Origin of the sequence: Pseudobacteroides cellulosolvens ATCC 35603 = DSM 2933 (assembly GCF_001262605.1) — a bacterium.
Classification (GTDB): Bacteria; Bacillota; Clostridia; order Acetivibrionales; family DSM-2933; genus Pseudobacteroides; species Pseudobacteroides cellulosolvens.
In genome coordinates this window covers 1,704,684-1,727,169 of the sequence record NZ_LGTC01000001.1, presented here as the reverse complement: position 1 = coordinate 1,727,169, position 22,486 = coordinate 1,704,684, and the positions used below count along the sequence as shown (strand labels likewise).

The following is a 22,486-nucleotide window of genomic DNA, read 5'->3' as shown; positions in this document are numbered from 1 at the left end:
GTTTGCAATCAGAAATCCCAAAAGCTATATTTATATATTTATTCTAATATATATTCTGGTGGAGTAAAATCAGATTCTTCAATTTTTCCATCACCATTTGTATCACCGGATAGAATTCTGAACTGAGGAGTATACTCCATATCTTCAATACCATAACGATTAGCAAAGTCTAATGTGTCTTGCATTTGGTAAGGCACTCCATCAAGACTAAAGTCACCTAAAACAAAGCTGGGGTAATCCGCTTGTGTTTTGTTGAAGTTTCCAGCCAGAATAATAACATCTGCCATATTTATTGTATTATCCTTATTAAAATCTGCTGAGGATATAAAACCCGAAGTGGTGGATGTCTTACCGAAGGATTTTGCTACTTCTATAACATCGGACATGTTGATAGAATTATTCTGAACATTATTTACAGGAATATCACCTGCCCACATGTCAATAGGTGCAGCTTTTGAGAAAATTTTTCTATCACCGTTAACTATAATTGGAGAAATATTCCTTGTAAGATAGCCGGCCTTGCTTATTACAAGGGTATATTCCTTGTTGCCTGGCACATTTTTGATTTCAAAATAGCCGTTTTCATCTGACTCTGCACTTAATGAAGTACCTTCAAACTCAACCTTGAATCCGGCTTGTACAGCCGCTGCCTGATTTGCAGTATAACTAAAACTCGGTTTTAAATATCCATAAACCTTATAGCCTGTTTGAGAGCTTGGTGAAGTAGGGGTAGGAGTAGGTTTTGAAGACGGAGGAGTTGATGAAGAGTTTCCTCCTGGCTCAATTCCATAAACCAATACTCCGTTATCATATACAGGCATATTAGTTACCTTCACAGCTGCATTGGAATCTGTTGATACTCCTTTAAATGAGAAGTCATTTTTGCTATCCCAGTAAGTTGTTGCCTCAGGAGCTGATATTCTGAACTGTATTTCATGCTTATGCTGTGACTGGCCGCCTGGATATATTTTAGTTCCTGTAAAGTCGAGGGTGACATAATAAATATTTTTGGATTCATCCCAAGGTGTAAGACCTTTAGCGGAGCCCCCCTGACTGTAGTTTGATGATACTTTTATGTCTGATGGCTTTGCACCGGCAGCAATAACCTCGGACAAATCAACAAAATATCTGAAGGAAAGCTTATCGCCCATCCTTGCAGGCCATGCAGATTTATTCAGAAGGAATGCCCTAATTTCAATATGATTTGCACTCTGGTTGTTGATAGCAGCTTCCACGCTGAACTCATCTTCAGTAACAGGTTCAATTGCTTTTAAATCTGGTATGGGTGTACCGCCATAGTCTTCATACATCTTTGCACAAGCACCGACAAAGCCTGCATTGTAGTCGCATGCTACTTCGTTTGACTCATAATCGTCAACCTTGTCATAGTATGAATTGTCTGCTGCACTCTTCGGTCCGCCAACAAGAGCTCCAATCAGTGTATGCCTGTGGTTTTCAGGCACTTTCATGGAATCGTACCATGAGCCGTGGGCAGTTCTGTGGTGATAATGCTGTGGAGGATTTACCCCAAAGCCTGTAAGAAAACTCTTGCCTGTGCTTCCAAGGCAGTAATCTATTTGCTGCTTTGAAAAATCATTATAGACTTTTGCTTTATCTGAGCTGCATCCGCTCCAGTCAGCATAGACACTTGCCAAAAATGCCGTAGTGGATGCATGCCTTAATGAGCCCCATGTGGTTAGCCACGCAAGTCCTTTAGCGGTGTAGGCTATACGTGAAGAACCTACGCCAACGGACCACCAATCCAGGTGTCTTTCAATTGCTTCCTTGTATACCGTTTTTTCTGTTAACTTGGCAAGGAGCAGGAAACAGCCCATAAGCTTATCGTCCCAGCACATTCCCCATCTGAATTTTAGATCGGTGGACTGGTTTTCTCTCTGCCAGCTAGGTTCATAGGATTCAGCTTTAGTAAGGTATGTTTTATCCTGGGTTGCCATATATAGCCATGTGGAAGCCCAGGTCAATTCATCTATAAATCCGCTGTGTGAAGTATAGAAGTTGGTTGCCGCTGTATAACCTTTATCGCTTTTTGTAGTATCGGCAAAAGTAAAGAGCTCTTTTGCGTGTTTTAAACAAATAGCAGAATATGTAGGATCAGTTTCTTTGAATATAATTGATGCTGCAGCTAAAGCTGCTGCAGTTTCACCAACAACTGTAGAACCGGGATTTGCAGTAGTGAGTTTATGTGATGGTCTTGCCATCTGCATTACTTCACAGGGACCCCACCATTTATGGTCATCGTTACCGTCTCCAACCTGGTAATAGAATTCGTTTGGAGCAGTATGGCACTTGATCAGAAAGTCTGTAGCCCACTTTATGTTGTCTAAAATATAGGGAAGTTGTCCGCTTTTTTTGTAGGCATCCTTTGCCTCATATACACTCCATGAGAGCATTGAAACGGTATAAGCCATTGGGAGATTGAACTTTACATGATCACCTGCATCATACCAACCACCGGTCAGATCAACACCTACATCAGCACCGTCTGTGAGACCTGAATCTCCGCGCCAGTTCATTCTCTTGTTTTCAGGAAGTTTTCCGGAGCGTTGGAACTCATAAAACATAATTGACTTCTGTAATGCTTCGCCATAGTTATAGCTTGGTGCAGCATTGGAAGTAGCAGTAGTTTGAGGAATAACTACTACAGACGTCAGCAAAGTAGCTGACAATAACACTGATACTTTTTTAAAAAAACCTTTTTTACTAAACATTTTAACCTCCTATTAAATAAAAATTCTTTTTATAATTAAATAAATATCTTTCAGACCCCCCTCTAAAAATTTTAATTAAATTAAAAGTTAAACGCTTTTAATTGATCTATTTCAATTAAATTATACCATTATGGAGCGTTGGGGGCAATTCTTTACATTGGAGGTTTATAAACATTTTTTATTCGGATAAAATGAATTTTGCTAACTTATACTGCTAAGGACTTTACATTTTTTTTGTTCTGTATTATCATATTTATATGAAAATCGTTAGCAATTTTACATAAAGTTGAACAAATAACGAACTACTTTGAACATTGTAAATTAAATTATGGCTCTATTGAATTTTTTGAAGTTTTAGTCTATATTTAAAGTGCCTGCATCAGGCATTAATTATCTTAAAACCAGCCTTATCCGGGGTTATTGGTTATACATAACTTCAAAAGCTTTTTATACTGCCTTTACGTGAGTATTGTTGAAGCTATGGCACTATCCCAAGTGTCAGACCGGAATAATTAATCCAATAAATTGTTGAAGTACAAAAAGAAAGTAAAGCATTTTTATTTATTAAAAAACCATTAAAGCGTTGATTACTATAATTAATTGTTTTAATGTTCTTTGGATATTGTAAAATTCGAATATTACGATAGAAAGATTGGAGTTTATCTAATAACACTTTGTTATTAAATTCATTGTTAAACTTTGGGGGGATATATGAGGAATACAAATTATTTTTTTCCTGAATATAAAAGGAAAAACATTAATCGTTATTGCGAAATAAAATCTGTTGCATCTTTCATACCTGAGAATATATTAAGCAATGATGAAATTATAAGTAGATATGACCTGCCTTTCAAAAGCTCTGCAATTATAAAGTCCATAGGAGTTGAAACCAGGCATGTTGCTTATGATCATGAGTCTGACAGTGATATTTTAAAAGCAGCAGCAGATAAGTGCCTTAAACAGTATGGATTAAAGCCTGATGACTTATCAAGGCTTATAGTAAATAAGTTTTATGGGGATAACCTGCTGCCAATGACAGCAAGCATATTACAGCGAAAGATTCAAAGTACTACTGCAGTACATGCTTTTGACATTGATGGGGGAACATCTTCTTTTTTGCACTCTGTTGATGCTGCTTCAAGATATATAAGCACTGGGGACGATTATGTATTAATAGCAGCAGGTGGAATTTGTAACAAGCTTGTAAGTAAGACAGATCCAAGAATAGCTTTTTTATTTGGAGATGGTGCGGCATCAATACTATTTGGACATTCAAAGGAACAGCATATCATGGCAAGTTATTTTTATTCTAATTACGAGTATTACGAGCATGCAACAGCAATAACACCCCTTACAATTGTGGATATGGGACAAAACTTAAGTTTGAAGGAACAGATGCCACTTGTATTTGATACATATAGAATGGAAAACTGGAAAGATGCAGAGGAGTTTTACAGGCAGGCAGCGGTAGCCATTTCATTAAATCTTTCTTTGGAAAGCGGTCTTTCTATAAAGGATATGGATTTGGTTCTGGTTACAGAAAACAATCACAAGATTTGGGAGCTTACCCTGGAAACATTGGGGGTGGCCAAGGAAAAAAGCATAACACTTTTAAAGGATCATGGGAATACCATGTCTGCAATGCTGCCGATGCTTTTGGATTACGGCTATAGAAATGGCAGGATTGAAAAAGGTATGAATATTATGTTGATATCGCATGGAGAAGGTCTAAGCGGTGGAGGCTTAATATATAAAGTTTAATATTTAAAATTTATGGAGGATGAAAATGAACATGAAAGAAAATGAGGTTTATGACAAGGTAAAAGAAATAGTGGTAGATTATCTAAGGGTAAGTGAAAATGAGGTTAATCCTGAAACAAATCTAGTAGAAGAGCTGTGTGCAGATTCTATTGCACTTGTTGAACTGGGATTCAGATTTTCGGAGACTTTTTCCATTCCCATGGTTGAAGGAAATTCAGAACTGTTTATTATGAAGAACCTTGTTAATTATATTCTATGTAAAATGCAGGAAGTTTAAGCTGCTAGGAAGTGGTGGGGTAATGGATAGAGAAGTAAAGTTTCCTGAAATAAGGCCGCTGGAAATTGATAGATATGCCAGGATAATTTCTACAGGTGTAGGCCTTCCAAAAGATGTGGTTACAAATCAGGATATTATTGATCAATACAAAATAATGGCAACTGCCAGGGCAGTAGAGTACTCGTTGGGGATAAAGGAAAGAAGATGGAGTAGTGTTGATGAAAAATTAGTAGACATAATGGCTGCAGCTGCTTCACAATGCCTTGAAAGAGCTGAAGTAGATATTGATAAGGTTGATAGGGTTATTTGCACCAAGCTGTTTGGTGATTATGTTATACCTGCATCATCGATAGGATTGCTAAAAAAGCTTGGGGCTAAAAAAGGGATACCTTCCTTCGATATTTACGCTGCATGCAGCGGTTTTATTCATGCTATGGATTTGGCAATCCGCTACATTGCCTCCGGAGATGACTATATCCTTATTTTGGGTGGTGCTGTAAGTGCAAAAGCCACAAGATATTGGAATGATCCTGACCCCAAGACGGTTTTTCTGAATGGAGATGGTGTAGCGGCAATGCTTATAGGACACTCTGAAGTAAAAAGTTTTTTAGCATCTTATCTACTGACAAATCACTCGATGTACGATATTGCAAAAATAACATTTGGCACCAGCTTTGTTAGGGAAGAGATGAAAGATTTGGATCCTAGTGTTTTTTTTATGAGAATAGCTGATGGTAATTTGCTTTTTAAAAGTGCTGTAGCGTATTCCAAAATTGTAGCTGATAAGCTGTTATTTGAGACTGGTCTTAAAATTGATGATATTGACTTTTTTATAACTTCTGATCAAACAACCAAGATGTGGGAAGCACAGCTTAAAGAGATTGGAATTCCCAAGGAAAAAAGTCAAAGCTTGTTTTACAAGCATGGAAATACTGTGTCTGCAATGAGTCCGTTAAACCTTGATGATCTTATTGTTTCTGGCCGACTAAAGAGAGGTGATCTTGTAATGATGCAGGCACATGGTGCAGGAGCCAGCAGTGGAGGGATGATATTCAGGTACTAATGAAAAATAATATCAATTTTACAGCTGTAGATTTGATCATTTATAATTTTTCATTCATGACTTACATAGGGGGAGATTAATAGATGAATTATTGCCAATTGTTATTTGATACTGAAGAAAAATATTTGGAACTGGAAGCACTCATTGATGCTGAAAGTGGGAGAAGACTTACCTACAAAAGTCTCATGGAGGAAGTGAAAAAAACTGCCGGACTTTTAGAGTACAAGGGGTATACCAATGGTGATGTAATTGCAACGCATCTATATAATAGTATAGAAGCAGCAGTAATATTACTTGCAATTCAATACATTGGTGGTGTTGTTTGTCTCATAGATCCATTATTAAAATCAAATGAGGTTATTTACTATATAGAGGATTCAAGTGCAAAGTGTGTGTTTACTCACCTCAAAACCACTGACATGGATATGGTAGAAAAGGAAAAGACAGAAGTAATTAATATTAATGAGTTTGAGAATGAATTAAGGGATTTTGTTCATGTAGGAAAGAAGTTTTACAGTTACAGTGAGAATGAACTTGCAATGCTCCTATATACATCCGGTTCTACATCAAAACCAAAGGGAGTTATGATACCAGCGGGTAACTTCTTTACATTTTTAGAAAAAAGCTATCATTCCAAGTACATACACAATGAGGATGACAGATTGTTATGTTTTGTACCCTTCTCTCATGGATATGGCTGCATTTCTATCTTTATCCCCTGCCTAAGGGGTAAAGCTGCATTAGTCTTTCTAAGATCCTTTCAGCCAATTAAAATTTCCCAAATCATATTGAGTGAAAATATATCACATATTTTTGGTGTTCCTACACATTTCCAGCAGTTATTAAGATATGAATCTATTCATGATTCTTTGAGGAAGTTAAAAGCTGCTTTTGTGGCGGCAGCTCCTTTAAATTATGAGACAGCTTCATCCTGGTATAGAATAACAGGAATATATCTTGATGAAGGATATGGTATGTCAGAGACAACAACACTTATTTCCAGCAGGATGAATATGTTGCCTGAGCCAGCTGGAAATGTTGGGTTTCCGCCAAAGGGTATATTGGAGATCAGTGCAGTTGATGAAGACGGCAGTGTTTTGGAAGATGGCATAATAGGAGAAATCAGGGTAAGAGGCAGGGGCATAATGCTGGGTTACCTGAACAAACCGGAGGAAACAGCAGAAAGGATAAGAGACGGGTGGATATATACCGGTGATCATGGTTATAGGAGAAGCGACGGTTCGTTTGTAATATGTGGACGCAAAGATGACGTTATTAATGTTGCGGGGTTAAAAATTTCACCTTTAGAAGTGGAAGCGGCAATAAACTCCCATGAAGATGTTGTTGATTCTGCTGCAATAGGTATTGAAGACAATATATATGGTGAGATCGTAAAGGCATATGTGGTTATAAAGGATAATGCAAAAGCTACTGAGAGGGATCTCATAAAATATGTTTCAGGTAAAATTGCAAACTTCAAGGTGCCGAAATATATTAAAATAATTGAAGAGTTTCCAAGAAATAATCTTGGCAAGATCGATAAAAAGGCACTTAAGGATATGAGGTGATTTTACTTGAATGAAGCAAGTTCCAAGTTCGTTGACAGGTTGTCAATGGAAAAGCTCATAAACGAGAAGCTCACAAAAGTAAGGCACTCACCAGATGATTCATTTTTTATTAATGAAGACGTGCCGTTTAATATTATGGATGAGCTAATACTTGAAAGTTCTCAAATCAAAAAAATTGATACTTCCAATGGGGTTAATCAATTTCAGATTCCATCATTTTATAAGCAACAGTACTATTTGGAGAATAACAATATTCACATTTATTATTTTCCTTCAGATAGTCCCGAGTGTAATATACTATTGATTCATGGATTGTTTGATGACAATATAGTAAATTACCTGTTCTTAATCAAGCAGCTAAACCAATTAAATTTCAATATATATTTTATGGTTTTACCCTATCATTTTGATAGAAAACCAAATGAAAGCATTTTTGGAGGCGAGTACTTTTTCAGTGCGGATTTGTTCAGGACTAGGAATGCATTTAGACAAACTGTATTAGATATTGAAGCCTCCATGCAGTTTATAGGATACCATAATAGTTTGCCCAGAAGACTTTTAGGATTCAGTATGGGAGGGTGTGCAGCATTTCAATATTATTTACTAAAGAGAAGTGAGATAAAAACATTCTTGTTAAACCCGGTTACGGAGTTAAAGCGACTGGCTTGGGATACCCATTTACTCCATACTGTGGGAAGGGACCTTGATGAGAGTAAGCTTAAAAAGGATAAAATATTAAAAATATTAACCGAAATGGACCCCTGCGAAAATATAAGTAAGGATTTCAAGGTTGATAACCTGGCAATGGTTTATTCAATATTTGATCAAATCATTGAAAGAGACAAATATTATTCTTTTATAGCTAAAACAGGTATTAAAAATGCTATAGAGTATTCGGCGGGACATTTGAATGTTTTACGGGTGCCAAGGCTTTCTAGAGACATATATAAATTTATTAATGATATAAGGAATGATTAAATATCACTTTTGAATTTAAGTGATTATATATTAGATGAATGTAATTTGGAGGTTGTTGTTATGAAATATTATTATCCTCAGGAGAGGGTTGCTGTTGTTGCTTTGGGTTGTATTTTGCCGGATGCAATGAATAAAGAAACTCTTTGGAAAAATATATTGGAAAAAAGAATATCTATAAAGGAAATACCGGATTATTATTTTAATAAATCTGTATTCTACAGACCCGAGGCAAAAGGGAAAATAAATAAGGAGGACAAAACTTATACAAAGATAGCTGCAGTCATCGATGAATTTAATTTTCTGGATTTGGGAAGAAAATATAGAATACCGCCGGCAGTTTCAGCTTATATGGACAATAACCAGAAGACTGCAATATACTGTGTTGACCAAGCTATCGAGACAATGAAAAGCAGTCTTCCGAAAGATCGTACAGCAGTTATCCTGTGTAATGGAGCTCCTGGTGATAAGTTTGAAAATTTAGTAAGAAGAACTTTTTTTGCCAATGTAGAAAGCCATATATTAAACCATCCTGAGGTTTCTAAAGAAAAGTTAACTGAAATTCAACAGGTATTAAAAGATGTTTCTGATGATATTTTAAAAAATACACAACCTGTAATAGAGGATACAGCTCCAGGATATTTACAAAATATAATTGCGGGTAGAATTTCTAATATATTGGATTTGTGGGGGCCATCATATGTAATTGATGCTGCATGTGCATCTTCGCTTACAGCTATTGCAGCAGGTGTTTCAGGTCTTTTAAATAATGAGTATGATGCGGTAGTAACCGGAGGTGTGGAAGTAACATTATCGGAAATTGGATTAGTATCCTTTAGTGGTATAAATGCGTTATCTCCTGATGGATCATATCCATTTGATTCAAGGGCAAATGGATTTGTTATGGGACTTGGCGGTGGTGCAATAGTACTTAAAAGACTTTCTGATGCTCTAAGGGATGGTGACCATATTTACTCCATAATTTCAGGATATGGACAGGGAAGCGATGGTAAAGGCAAGTATATTGCAGCACCAAGTGAGGAAGGTCAGATTAGGGTTATAAAAAGTGCATGCAAAATGGCAGATTATTCAGTTGATACTATTGAAATGATTGAGGCTCATGGAACCGGAACCATTGTGGGAGATGTGGTGGAGACATCAGCATTGAAAAAAGCATTTGCCGGACTGGGTGCCCAAAAGGAAAATAACTGTGGTCTTGGATCGATAAAGTCAAATATTGGTCATTTAAAAAATGCAGCAGGGATTGCTGGTTTAATAAAAGCTACACTGGCACTTGAAAACAAAATACTGCCTGCTTCTGCAAATATAGTGGAGATAAATCCCAAGCTGCAGTTGGAAGGTTCGCCTTTTTATGTACTACAAGATAACAAAAAATGGATTGAGAATTCGCAGCATCCAAGAAGAGCAAATATAAGTGCTTATGGATTTGGAGGGGCTGATTATCATATTTGCCTGGAGGAATTCAGGCCGGAGTTTTTACAAAAATCATACAGTTTTAATAATATAAATAAATACAAGAATAATGAAAATAATACAGCAGATAAGGAAGAGGCCATTTTGTTTTCAGGTGATTCCATTGAAGCTGTGATTGATGAATACAAGTCATTCATTGAAAAATGCGAAGAATCGGAAGATTACTTTGAGAAGACTGTTTATCTTAATAACATATCTGCCAGCTGTAAGCATGGTTGGCGTATATCCATTTGTGCCAGTTCGCTTTACCAGCTGAAGGATAAATGGAAACTGGTCGAACAGTATATAAGGGAAGACAGATTGAATGAGGCTAATTTACTTAACCTCAAGGGTATTTATGTAGGAAATGGACCAGAGGTACCATCTTCTCAAATAGCTGTTATGTTTCCAGGTCAAGGCTCACAATACCCAAATATGTTAAGAGGCCTTTATGAAACTTACCCTGGTGTAAAGGCTTTCTATATGAAGGCAGATGCAATTTGGGAATCTAAATATAATAGTCCCATAACATCTTTGGTTTTTGGTAACGATGATGAACAACTTAAAGATAAGCTGAAAAACACAAAAAATACTCATCCTGCAATGTTTATCAGTAATATGGGAGTGTACAAGCTCCTATGTGAAGCTGGGATTAAGGCTGACTACATGATTGGCCACAGCCTTGGGGAGATCACATCGCTGTTTGCAGGGGAAATGATTGATTTAAAATCAACTGTAAACATAATAGGTGAAAGAGGCTATTCATTTGACAGGATTGATGAAAATAAAAGAGGCAGGATGCTTAGCATAAAGGAAAAAGCAGATAAGGTTGGAGAAATCATCAAGTCTAGTGGATTTGGCGTAAGCATTGCTAACATCAATTCTATGGATCAGACTGTTGTAGGAGGCGAAAGCAAAGAAATTGAAAAATTTTCCGAATATTTAAACCAAAACGGATACAAAACTACACTTTTAAATGTATCTCATGCATTTCATACAAGCATGGTATCAAAAGCTGCAGATTCCTTTTATGAAAGTATAAAGGAAATCAAGTTTAATAATCCCAAATTTAAAATGGTAGCATGCCATTTAACTGAATTATACAACGATTTGAGCACAGGGACCGACGATATGGCTGCTGTGTTGAAGGAACAAATACTGTCACCTGTAAGGTTCGCTGAATCAATATTAATGCTTTATGACAAAGGGGTTAGGGTATTTATAGAATCCGGTCCTTCAAATGTTTTGACCAACCTTGTTAAAAATATACTCTCCGATAAGGATGTTAAGGTAATAAATATAAACAACAAGAGCAAGTGTCCCGTTGAGGGCTTTAAACAAGCACTTGCAATGCTTTTTGCTCATGGTGTGGAGCTTAATTACGTGCCTTCAAATAATGTTCTTGGGTTACATGAGGAAAATGTCAGCACTGTTGTTTATAAAGTAGAAGCTCAGGCTGCTGAAATACCCCATATGGATAAAATTAAAGTTCCAAGCAAAAACGAAAGCCAAGGATTAATAAGTACTAACGTGGATAGCACAATATCAGATATAACTGATACCCTACATAAAAATTACGGTTATATAGGAATAAATCCCGGGGAAAGTCTGGTATACAGCGGTGTATCAATGGGACTTCCGGGTACATTCAAGAAAGCTTTTACAGATGATAATTTCCAGTATATAGTGGATGGGAAGAACATGATTGAGCTTCTTACCGATGAAGAAGCAGAAAGTATATTGGATTTAAATATTACAAGACTTATTAAAAGTGAAAAGGATTCAGTGCTTAAGAAAATTACAACAATAAATGAGGTAATCCACCTTTTGGGCAAAATGGGAAAGATGGATATGATCAATGATTATCTCATTGATGAAAAGGTGTTAAATGAGATGACTCAAAGCGTATGTGCAGGAGTTGCGGCAGGGTATGAGGCTTTAAAGGATGCTGGGATTCCTCTTGTAAGGGAGTTCAGAAAAACAGCTTCAGGATCAATGCTGCCGGGAAGGCTTGTTTTACCGGAAGAACTGCAGGATGGTACTGGTATTATTTTTGCAAGTGCCCATTCTCAAGTTGAATCAGTGATATCGGAAGTTTCAAAGTATACTGCAGCAAAGTTTGGCTCAAGTGCAAGAAAGGATATCTTAATGTTTTTTGAGGCGGTGATTTCAAAGGTAAGTGACTATGAGTCAAAAAAGATACTGAGCGATTGGTTCGCACTGCATTATTCAAGACTTTCAAACAATCCATCCGAAGCGGATGTTTATGAATTCAATCATAATTTCCTGGCACTGCTGTCATCCCAGGCTAATAACAGACTTGCACAGTTTATTGGAGCTACCGGACCTAATATGTATATAAGTGCTGCTTGCTCGTCAACAGCAAGTGCAGTGACTGTTGCCGAGGATCTGATAAGAGCAGGACATGCAAAGAGGATGATTATAATAGGTGCGGATATAAGCAGCGGAAAGAATATGCTGCCGTGGTTTGCAGCTGCGTTTTCAAGCATTGGTGCACTTACTGATTCCGATAGTCTTTATGATGCTGCGGTTCCATTTGATAACCGCAGAAATGGTATGATTCTTGGCTCGGGTGCTGTTGGGCTTGTAATTGAAAAGGACTCTGATGTTGCAAAAAGAGGTATGAACGGTATATGTCGTATTTTAGGCACTCATCTGTTTAATGCAGCAGGACATCAAACAAGAATTGATGTTAAAAGGCATTGTATTGAGTTGGATAAGTTTATATCAAAGATGGAAAGCGAGTATAATTTAAATAGAAATGCTTTAGCATCAAAGATGGTTTACTGCTCTCATGAAACCTATTCACGGAGGCAGAGTGGATGCTCAAACATGGAAAAAGTAGCACTGGAAAATACTTTTGGCGATAAGTTTAAGGAAATCAAAGTAATTAATACCAAGGGAATGACAGGGCATACCTTGGGAGCGTCTATTGAAGAAGCTGTTTCAGCAAAAGTGCTGCAGTACCAGAAGCTTCCCCCAATAGTAAACTATAAGGAGCCTGACCCTGACCTTGAAGGCCTGAATTTATCCAAGGGCGGCAATTATGAGGTGGAGTATGTGCTAAGGACAGTGTCCGCTTTTGGTGGGAATGGAAACTATCATTTGCTGCAAAGAATAGCTAACGGAGATGAAAGGATTGTTAACAGTAAGGCATACCGGGAATGGATTGAGAGGATATCTTCAAAAGATGCAGAGTTAAAGAATAATGGAAGGCTTATTATTGCAGAGGTTCAGTCAGGCAATGAGTTGGTTGATAAAGGCAAGGTGGATTTAGCGGAAGAAAATATTGTTGATGCAACTGATAAAGTTAAATCAGCTGCAGCTAATAAACCTACAGCAGATAAAGCTACACCAAATAAAGCTACAGCTAATGCAACTCCTGCTAGAGAGAACCCTGAGAAAATAAAGGACGAAGTTTTGGAAATTTATGCATATATAACCAAATACCCAAAAGAAATGCTTGAACCTTCAATGGAACTTGAAGCGGATTTGGGGATAGATACAGTCAAACAGGCAACGATTTTTTCTATCCTATCAGAGAAATTTAAGCTTGTTCTTTCAGAAGGACAAGCCCTCTCAAATTATCCTACAATCGGGCATATCATAGAACTTGTACTGGAAAAAGCGTGCAATAATAATGGAAATTTGAAATCTCAATTTGCAAGCAATGAAGAAGAGCTTCCTTCGAGAAAACTTAAAGTAGAGCCTGCTATGAAGGAACTTGCTTTTGAAGATTGCGAAGCTGAAGTTTTAAAACTTGTTTCAGAAATAACATTGTATCCAGTTGAACTCCTTGATAAGGAAATGGAAATGGAAGCCGATTTGGGAATTGATACTGTTAAACAAGCCACTATATTCTCTATTTTAAGGGAAAGATTTGAAATTGTAGGGGAAAGCTCAGAAAATCTTTCAATTTACAATACTATTGGGGCCTTAATAGAGTTTGTCAGAGGAAACAGTAAAAAATCAGAGGGTAAGGGTAAGATAAGTACAAAGCCTTTACGAGAGATTAAAGGTGTGCAGGATACAAAGATTATTAGGGGAAATAATGACAATAATGTAAAACAGGAAATAAAGGATGGTAATAATATTGCTATTGAGATTTTAAATCTTATTTCGGAGATTACCCAATATCCTGTTGATATGCTTGAGGATGATATGGAGCTTGAAGCTGATCTGGGGATTGATACAATTAAGCAGGCAACAATTTTTTCAGAGTTAAGTCAGAAATTCAATCTTGATGCAAAGGTAAAGTTAAACACATCAGAGCTAAACAATATTCGATCTTTAATCAATATGGTTAAGAGCAATGTTTTAAGTATCGATTCTCCTATTTCTCTGCAATCAGGAAAATCTCAAAATGATGCAGATAATAGCAATTCTAGCGACATTACAAAAGAAGAAGCAAAAGAATTTACTGCAGATGATAACCATGAATTAGAGCTATGTGTTCAATATCCTATGGTTGTTTCCGAAAACATAGGAAATAAGGATTATGATTTAAAGGACAAAAACATAATGGTTATTGGTGACAATTCAAAGACAGTAGGTTTAATTTCCGAACATTTTAAAAAGGTCTCTTCGGGAGTCAGTGGTTTTGTATTTGAAAAATGCATTAATTCAGAGGAACTGGAAGAAAAGATCGGTAATTATAAAGATGCAATTAAAAGCACTGATGTCATTATAGATTGCGGGCATTTAGGAGAAGTCTATGAATTTAAGAAACTTACTTACGAAACTGAAAAGGAAATACTACATTTAAACAGTTTAACAAGGTTCATATTTTATAAAAAATTCTCTCAAATAAGACCGGATACGGCATTAAGGATATTATGCACAGTTTTTGTTGATGGCTGCTTTGGTTTTGTGAGTGATGAAAATTCAAAGGGTGACCCATATTATGGTGCACTTAGCGGATTTTATAAAGGACTTAGAAAAGAGCTTGGCAAATCTAAAGTAAAAATAGTTGACTTGGGAGGAGAGAGCGGGTTAATACTCAATGATGGTGTTTTAGATAGGATTCATAATGAATTGGAGGAATGCTCAAGTCTTTATGAGGTTGGATATATTGATAATAAAAGAGTGACTTTAAAGCTGGATAATGTAGAGCGAAGTGAAATGATGCCGGTTGAGAAATTCGATTCAAACCACTTTGTAATAACAGGAGGAGGAAATGGAATTACTGCAGGAATTGCACTTGGAATATCCAAACATATAAAGGCAAAACTAACCATACTTGGAAGAACGGCGTTGCCTTCTAATATTGAGGAACTATCAAATCTTGATCAAAACGCATTGGAGCAAAAAAAACATGAAATATATGACCAGCTTAAAAGGGAAGGTAAGAAGGCAACTCCAACGGAGGTTCAAAAAGAACACAACAAACTGATAAAGGCACTTTCGGTCTACAATCTGATAAATGATATCAAAAAAAATGGATGCCAGGTTCGTTATTTCAGCTGTGATATAAGAGAACATGAAAGTTTAAAAGCTGTTCTCAATGGTGCTATTGCAGATTTTGGTCCGGTAAATGTTGTTGTTCATGGTGCGGGCGTAGAAAAAAGCAGGCTTTTAGGGCAGAAGACAAAGGAAGAGTTTGAGGAAGTATTTGAAGTTAAAGCTAATGGATTATGCAATCTTTATAGGTTGATAGATAAAAAACATTTAAAAGTGCTTATTGCATTTTCGTCCATATCAGGAAGGTTTGGAAATGAAGCACAGTTGGATTACTGTTCGGCAAATAATTTTCTTAGCAGCTTTATGTCCATGGTTAAATCTCAAAATAAAAAAATTAGAGCTGTCAGTATTTCATGGTCGGGGTGGAAAGACCTGGGAATGGCTTGGAGAAATGAGTTTGTTAAAGAAAATGCTGAGGAAATGGGACTTCATTTGATTGAACCTGAAAGAGGAGTTAATGAGTTTATAAATATATTAACAAGCAATATAAACCTAGATGAGATTGTTATCAGTAAAGGCCTTAGCTTTTTTGTAGGATTAAAGAAATGGCATGGTATAAAAAATGCAGTATCTCTTATAGACTGGGTCAGCAAAAAAGAAGGGGAAATAAAGAGAATATATAAGGTGCTTTCTGTCAAATCAGACCCTATTATTAACCATCACAGGGTAGGAAAAACACCTTTGATGCCTGCTGTTGGTTTTATGGAAATGTGTGCACAGGCACACAGTTTGATTTTTGAAAAAAAGGATCAGTATTGCTTTAAAAATCTAGTATTTAATAATGCTTTAAAGCTCTTTAATGAAAAGCCTCAGGAAGTTATAATGAAACCTGAAAAATCCTCAAATGGTTTCATGAAGGCTACATTTTATAATTACTTTAAGCCCAAAATTGGTGAAGGCAAGCTGGTTGAACTAAATAGCATGAATGTTTCACCAATGATTGGAGATTATGAGTATTTGAATGAACTTAAAGAAATTGAAACAGACAATATGGAAGAAATTTTATTAAAGAATTCTCTTGAACAATTGTCAAAAACACTACCTAATTCAATAAATTTAGGACCATTATTTATGGATGAAAAAGCGTCAAAAATCAATATGTTTAAATACAATGATCAGGGAGTAGTACTGTCAATTGCATTGTCGGAAGAACAGATAAACAATAAAAAGTATAATCTCGATAATCTGCTCATAAATCCGGCTTTTGCCGATTCTCTTATGCAGTGTTGTGGTATTCATTCTTCAGTTGATACTGATGGACTTTATCTGCCATGGCAGGTTGAGGAGTTTGGTATCGTAAATACACCCAAGGAATCTGGTCTATATAAGGCATATGCTAAAAGGATTAGCGGCAATGACAGTGAAAAATCATACGATGTCATACTTTACAATGATAAAGGAGAGGTTTGTTACTATGCCAAAAGAGTTACTGTTAAGAGAATAGCACAATGATTGAGGGTGGTATGACAAATTTTCTTAAAACAGAATATATTTTAAAAAATACCCTTGATTTATTAAGAGAAGCTTATAAATATGAGTTCTGCCTTGTGAACATGGTTGAAATTGAAAAAAGACTGGAAGAGAAGGATTTAAACCTTCTCTCAGTACTCTCCGATAAAGAGATGGAGCATTTTTACAGCCTTAAGATTAAAAAGAACAGAATTCAGTGGGTTTCAGGAAGATACGCTGTCAAGTCTGCTTTGTTTAAGTATAAGATGTCAGGTTCAAGGCTTTTTGATCTTACCTGCATAGATATATTGAAAGGGGAGGATTCAGCCCCCTACATACTTCAATATCCTGAATTATGTGTTTCAATAACACATTCCTTTCCATATTGCATTGGAATTGTATCAAAAAACAGGATAGGCGTGGATATTGAGAGGGTTGAAGAACCGGAGCCCTCATTAATTGAATATTTCTACAATAAAAATGAAAAAGAGGATTTGAAATGTTTTGAAGGAGTACAGTTTTCTCAAAAAACAATGACTTATTGGACAAGGAAGGAGGCTGCTTCCAAGGTTTTTAAACTGGGAATGAAGATGGATTTCAAAGGGCTGGATACATCAAAGGAGAAAATTAGTTTCAATAATAGGAGTATAAGGTTTAAATCAGCCATTTGCCAAGATTTCTGCGTCTCAATAGCATTCGAAGATGATATGACTTAAGTCTTACAAAACGGTTTTTGAAAAGCAATATTTATTTTAATTGCTTTTTATTTTTTTGTAATAATAATAAATATAGCTAATTAAGTTAATGCGAAAGCGAAATTATATGGGATGTTATATTTTCAACATGCCTAAGTAAAATTTGGGAAAAAGCTTATTGCATTATAATTTTATTTGATATATAATCTTATAAATAGTACCAGGTAATAATAGTTTATAATAATAATTATGGGGTGGTAATTTAATGGCAAATATAGACAAAATAAATGAGCTCCATGCGAAAAAGGAAAGTATCAGTCTTGGCGGGGGTGCCGACAAGATTGCAAAACAGCATGAAAGCGGAAAAATGACTGCAAGAGAAAGATTAAACCTACTTTTTGATGAAAACAGCTTTGTTGAAATTGACGCATTTGTTGAGACTAGAAGCATTGAGTTTGGTATGCAGAAAAAAAAGGTACCTGGCGATGGGGTTGTAACCGGATATGGTACGGTTAATGGTCGTCTGGTGTTTGTTTCTTCGCAGGATTTCACAGTTATAGGCGGTTCTTTGGGAGAAATGCATGCTAAGAAAATTACAAAAGTTATGGATATGGCAATGAAAATGGGAGCACCATTTTTAAGCATCAATGACTCGGGCGGTGCCAGAATTGAAGAAGGTATAGACTCACTAAGCGGTTTTGGAGATATATTCTTCAGAAATACCCTTGCATCGGGAGTTATTCCCCAGATATCTGTCATAATGGGACCATGTGCAGGTGGTGCGGTTTATTCACCTGCAATAACAGATTTTATATTCATGGTTGAGAAGACCAGCCAGATGTTTATTACAGGTCCTCAGGTTATAAAAGCTGTTACAGGTGAAGATGTAAGTTTTGAAAAGCTTGGCGGAGCGGATACTCACAACTCAACAAGCGGGGTTGCTCACTTTAAGAGCAGCAGCGAAATGGAATGTATAGAAGAAATAAAGAGACTTATAGGCTTCCTGCCTGATAATAACCTTTCCGATACACCATATGAGCCAAAAGGTGACGATTTAAACAGGATTGACGAAGAATTAAATGAAATAATTCCTGAAGGAGCCAACAAGCCTTATGATATGTTGGATGTTATAACAAAGATCGTTGATAATGGAGATTTTCTTGAGATTCAAAAGCATTTTGCAAAAAATATCATTATAGGATTTGGTAGATTGAACGGCGGTACTGTCGGTATAATAGCAAACCAGCCAAAATTCATGGCAGGGGCTTTAGATGTTAATTCTTCCGATAAGGCAGCACGTTTTGTACGCTTCTGTGATGCTTTCAATATTCCGGTGATAACTCTTACCGATGTTCCAGGTTATCTTCCAGGAGTAGGACAGGAGCATAACGGTGTTATAAGACACGGTGCAAAGCTACTTTACTCCTTCTCTGAAGCTACAGTTCCAAAGATAAATGTAATATTGAGAAAAGCCTATGGCGGTGCTTATATAGCCATGAACAGCAAGCATTTGGGTGCAGATATGGTATTGGCATGGCCAAGTGCTGAAATAGCTGTTATGGGTCCTGACGGAGCTGCAAACATAATATTCAGAAAAGAAATTCAATCGGCAGAGAATCCTGTGGAAGCAAGAACTGCAAAGATTGAAGAATATAGAAGCAAGTTCTCAAATCCTTATGTTGCTGCGTCAAGGGGATATGTTGATGATGTTATTGAACCTGCAACAACAAGGATAAGACTTATAAATGCACTTGAAATGCTTTCAAGCAAGCGTGAAAACAGACCTGCCAAAAAGCATGGAAACATTCCTCTTTAATAAGGAATGACTAAAATATTACTTCCGATTTCTACGCGGGTGTTGACGAGTTAAGGCGATTTCAAAAATTTCCTTGGTCAATTCTTAATGGTGAAAAGTACTAAATTCAATATTTTTGAAATCGCCAGTTGTCCAGTTATTTTTTAGGAATCACCTAAGTCAACACATGAGCGAAATTTATAGCGGAAGGTATATTCTTAGTCATTACAAAGGAAACCTGTCGCAAGACATTAAACAGGAGGAGATTATGGCAAACAAAAAAATTAACAAAATAGATGATGAAATAGTGGCGGTAATATCTGCTGCTATTGCACAAATGGATACAAGAGAAGGCTATAGGCTTGTTGTAAGAAATATAGCTAGGGTTCCAACCACATCGCCGGCTTGGAGCACTATGGGAAGAACTGAAAGGTTAGCTAGAAAGCTTAATACGTAACATTAGACAGGAGGATAAATAATATGAAAAATATATGATAAAGGTTAATGGAAATCAGTATGAGGTTGAAGTAGAAGAGGTGAAAGTTGAATCAGCAGTTCCTGTAAGTGCTCCTGTAAAGGCAGCACCGACATCTGCGGCACAGGCAGCAACTGCAGCACCTGCAGCAGCTCCAAAGAAAGACACTGCAGTTCCACAGGGAGCAACAACTGTTAATGCTCCAATGCCTGGAACGATTCTTAAGGTGAATGTTAATGCAGGAGATACTGTTAAAAAAGGTCAGGTACTTTTGATACTTGAAGCTATGAAAATGGAAAATGAAATTACAGCACCGCAGGATGGAACAGTTGCTTCCGTAAATGTTGGAAAGGGTACAGCAGTAAGTGCCGGAGACGTTATGGTTTCCATATCCTAATAACGCTTGCAAAAAGTGGGATTATACCTAAATAGATTTGAGGAAGGTTGGTGTCATATGCCGAAGGTTGGTATTACGGAAACGGTTTTAAGGGATGCTCATCAATCCCTTATAGCAACCAGAATGAAAATTGATGATATGCTTCCCATATTGGAGAAATTGGATAGTGTTGGTTATCACTCCCTTGAGGCATGGGGAGGAGCAACTTTTGATGCTTGCTTAAGGTTTCTTGACGAAGATCCATGGGAAAGACTCAGAAAAATCAGAAGCAAAACTAAAACTAAGCTTCAAATGCTTCTAAGAGGCCAGAACATATTGGCATATAAGAATTTTGCAGATGATGTTGTTGAATATTTTGTACAGAAATCCATTGCAAACGGTATTGATATACTTAGAATATTTGATGCATTAAATGATGCGAGAAATATTGAAACAGCAATAAAGGCTTGTAAAAAGGAAGGTGGTCATGCACAGGGAACTGTTTGCTATACAATAAGTCCTGTTCACAACCTTCAGCACTTTGTTAATGATGCAAAGCAGTTGGTGGAAATGGGAAGTGATTCCATATGCATAAAGGATATGGCAGGCCTTTTGACTCCATATGCAGCATTTGAGCTGGTAAAAGCAATCAAGGAAAATGTAAAGGTGCCTGTGCAACTTCATACCCACTATACAAGCGGTGTTGGTTCAATGACATACCTTAAGGCTATAGAAGCCGGTGTTGATGTAGTTGATTGTGCTATATCACCGATGGCCCTTGGTACTTCACAACCTGCAACAGAACCTCTTGTAGCGACTTTGAAAAATACTCCGTTTGATACAGGTCTAGATCTGGGATTGTTGAGTGAAATTGCAGAATACTTCAGGCCAATAAAGGATAAGTATTTGGAAAGCGGACTACTGGATGTCAAGGTTATGGGAGTAGACGTAAATGCACTTATATACCAGGTTCCTGGAGGAATGCTATCCAATTTGGTATCCCAGCTTAAACAGTCCAATGCTGTTGATAAATATGAGGAAGTGTTAAAAGAAGTGCCTAGAGTTAGGGAAGACTTCGGTTATCCTCCACTTGTAACTCCTACCAGCCAGATCGTCGGAACACAGGCTGTTTTAAATGTACTTATGGGTGAGAGATACAAAATGGTTCCAAAGGAATCAAAAGCACTTGTTAAAGGTGAATACGGCAAGACTCCAGCACCGATACCTGCAGAAATAACCAATAAGATATTGGGAGACGAGGAGCCAATTACATGCAGGCCTGCTGATTTGTTATCACCTGAGCTTGATGGTATAAGGGATCAGATGAAGGAGTATTTGGAGCAGGAAGAAGATGTATTGTCATATGCACTGTTCCCACAAGTGGCAGAGAATTTCTTCAAGCTACGTCAAGCTGGAAAATATGGTATTGACAGCAACATGGTAGATTATAAAGACAAGGTTCATCCTGTATAAGAGTTTGAAATTCTAAAATAGATAAAGACACGGCACTTTGGTGGTTATACCATAGTGCCGTGTCTTTTTTATGGAATATTGCCATTTATATTAAAATTCACCTTTTTTTTCAGATCTCCCGAAAATGAAAAACACACCAAGAATTATAAGAATTACAGGAACATATAAATTGTGTGCTGCAAAGGATGTAAATCTGTTAATAAACATTATTGCAAATGAACTACCGCCAATGGCTGTAAGGATTCCTACAGGTACAAGCAGCCCTTTTGGTCTTCCAGAGAAAAGGTACAATTGAAATAGGCCGACTGCAACTGCAAGTGGATAAATTGGCCATGTCATTTCTGAAAATCTCCAATGTGTAAAGGTTTCAAAGAAGAATAGAAGACCAAGTGATGTAAGGATTCCTCCGGGTACCAACAATCCAGGTGCCTTATTGGTTGTAAAGTAATTTAATTCAAATACGAGTCCCAGACCAAGAACAAACATTGGCCACATGTAAGCCATGCTAAAAAGGTTAGTGTGGAAAAAGTTATTGTAAAGCAGGATACCTCCTATTACCAACAATATTATTCCTAACGTGGGGTTATTCTTTTTCATAAAAACGTCCATCCCTTCCAAAAATAAATAGTTTTAGTAATGATTAATATTTAACTTTCATTTTAAATTTTCTATGTCTAGAAAATTATGGTGTATGCTATACCATAATCTCACGACAACCATTAAGGTTGACAAAACCATTTCGTGATTTTGTTCAAAATAATACATAAGCATAACATATGTCATTTAAAGTACTTTCATAAATATATACGCATTGAAATTTAAAAAGTCTTATAATTTTTTAGAAAAAATAAAAAATATTAATGCACGACAGAAAAATATTAATGTCAGATATTAAT

The 22,486-nt window shown here is 36.6% G+C and carries 13 protein-coding genes; 11 read left to right on the top strand and 2 right to left on the bottom strand.

Translation table 11 applies throughout. The features are described 5' to 3' along the window. Positions 1-38 precede the first annotated feature (38 nt). On the bottom strand, positions 39-2,729 hold the full coding sequence (locus Bccel_RS07050; RefSeq protein WP_050753232.1) for a glycoside hydrolase family 9 protein: 2,691 nt from the start codon (positions 2,727-2,729) through the stop codon (positions 39-41). A gap of 711 nt (positions 2,730-3,440) precedes the next feature. Between Bccel_RS07050 and Bccel_RS07045 the strand changes: the two genes are divergently transcribed. From Bccel_RS07045 to Bccel_RS06995, 11 genes are all read left to right on the top strand, one after another. Then, positions 3,441-4,490 (top strand): 3-oxoacyl-ACP synthase III family protein, encoded by a 1,050-nt coding sequence (locus Bccel_RS07045; protein ID WP_036942220.1) that lies wholly within the window; start codon positions 3,441-3,443, stop codon positions 4,488-4,490. 25 nt (positions 4,491-4,515) lie between these two features. Continuing rightward, the gene (locus tag Bccel_RS07040; RefSeq protein ID WP_242853130.1) at positions 4,516-4,767 is read left to right on the top strand and encodes an acyl carrier protein; all 252 of its coding nucleotides are present in this window, start codon (positions 4,516-4,518) and stop codon (positions 4,765-4,767) included. A 22-nt stretch (positions 4,768-4,789) separates the two neighbouring features. Further along, positions 4,790-5,830 carry a ketoacyl-ACP synthase III gene (locus Bccel_RS07035; protein ID WP_036942218.1) on the top strand — a complete coding sequence of 347 codons (1,041 nt, stop codon included), beginning with the start codon at positions 4,790-4,792 and terminating at the stop codon, positions 5,828-5,830. 83 nt (positions 5,831-5,913) lie between these two features. Next, on the top strand, positions 5,914-7,398 hold the full coding sequence (locus Bccel_RS07030) for a class I adenylate-forming enzyme family protein (RefSeq protein WP_036942216.1): 1,485 nt from the start codon (positions 5,914-5,916) through the stop codon (positions 7,396-7,398). 6 nt (positions 7,399-7,404) lie between these two features. Next, positions 7,405-8,376, top strand: coding sequence for an alpha/beta fold hydrolase (locus tag Bccel_RS07025; RefSeq protein WP_036942213.1), 972 nt, complete (start codon positions 7,405-7,407; stop codon positions 8,374-8,376). A gap of 60 nt (positions 8,377-8,436) precedes the next feature. Next, positions 8,437-16,779, top strand: coding sequence for a type I polyketide synthase (locus tag Bccel_RS07020; protein WP_036942210.1), 8,343 nt, complete (start codon positions 8,437-8,439; stop codon positions 16,777-16,779). Beyond that, the gene (locus Bccel_RS07015; protein ID WP_242853129.1) at positions 16,776-17,492 is read left to right on the top strand and encodes a 4'-phosphopantetheinyl transferase family protein; all 717 of its coding nucleotides are present in this window, start codon (positions 16,776-16,778) and stop codon (positions 17,490-17,492) included. The genes Bccel_RS07020 and Bccel_RS07015 overlap by 4 nt, the downstream gene beginning before the upstream one ends. Positions 17,493-17,736: 244 nt before the next feature. Then, positions 17,737-19,287 carry an acyl-CoA carboxylase subunit beta gene (locus Bccel_RS07010; RefSeq protein WP_036942208.1) on the top strand — a complete coding sequence of 517 codons (1,551 nt, stop codon included), beginning with the start codon at positions 17,737-17,739 and terminating at the stop codon, positions 19,285-19,287. 247 nt (positions 19,288-19,534) lie between these two features. Next, positions 19,535-19,723, top strand: a complete 189-nt coding sequence (locus Bccel_RS07005; RefSeq protein WP_036942205.1) for a sodium pump decarboxylase subunit gamma — start codon at positions 19,535-19,537, stop codon at positions 19,721-19,723. 34 nt (positions 19,724-19,757) lie between these two features. After that, positions 19,758-20,138, top strand: a complete 381-nt coding sequence (locus tag Bccel_RS07000; protein WP_050753231.1) for a biotin/lipoyl-containing protein — start codon at positions 19,758-19,760, stop codon at positions 20,136-20,138. A gap of 57 nt (positions 20,139-20,195) precedes the next feature. Then, a complete protein-coding gene (locus tag Bccel_RS06995) occupies positions 20,196-21,590 on the top strand; it encodes an oxaloacetate decarboxylase subunit alpha (RefSeq protein ID WP_036942200.1) in 1,395 nt (464 codons plus the stop codon). Between the two features lie 90 nt (positions 21,591-21,680). Here Bccel_RS06995 and Bccel_RS06990 read toward each other — a convergent pair whose 3' ends face one another. Then, entirely contained in the window at positions 21,681-22,187 is a 507-nt protein-coding gene (locus Bccel_RS06990) for a LiaI-LiaF-like domain-containing protein (protein WP_036942198.1), read from the bottom strand. Between the last annotated feature and the right edge of the window lie 299 nt (positions 22,188-22,486).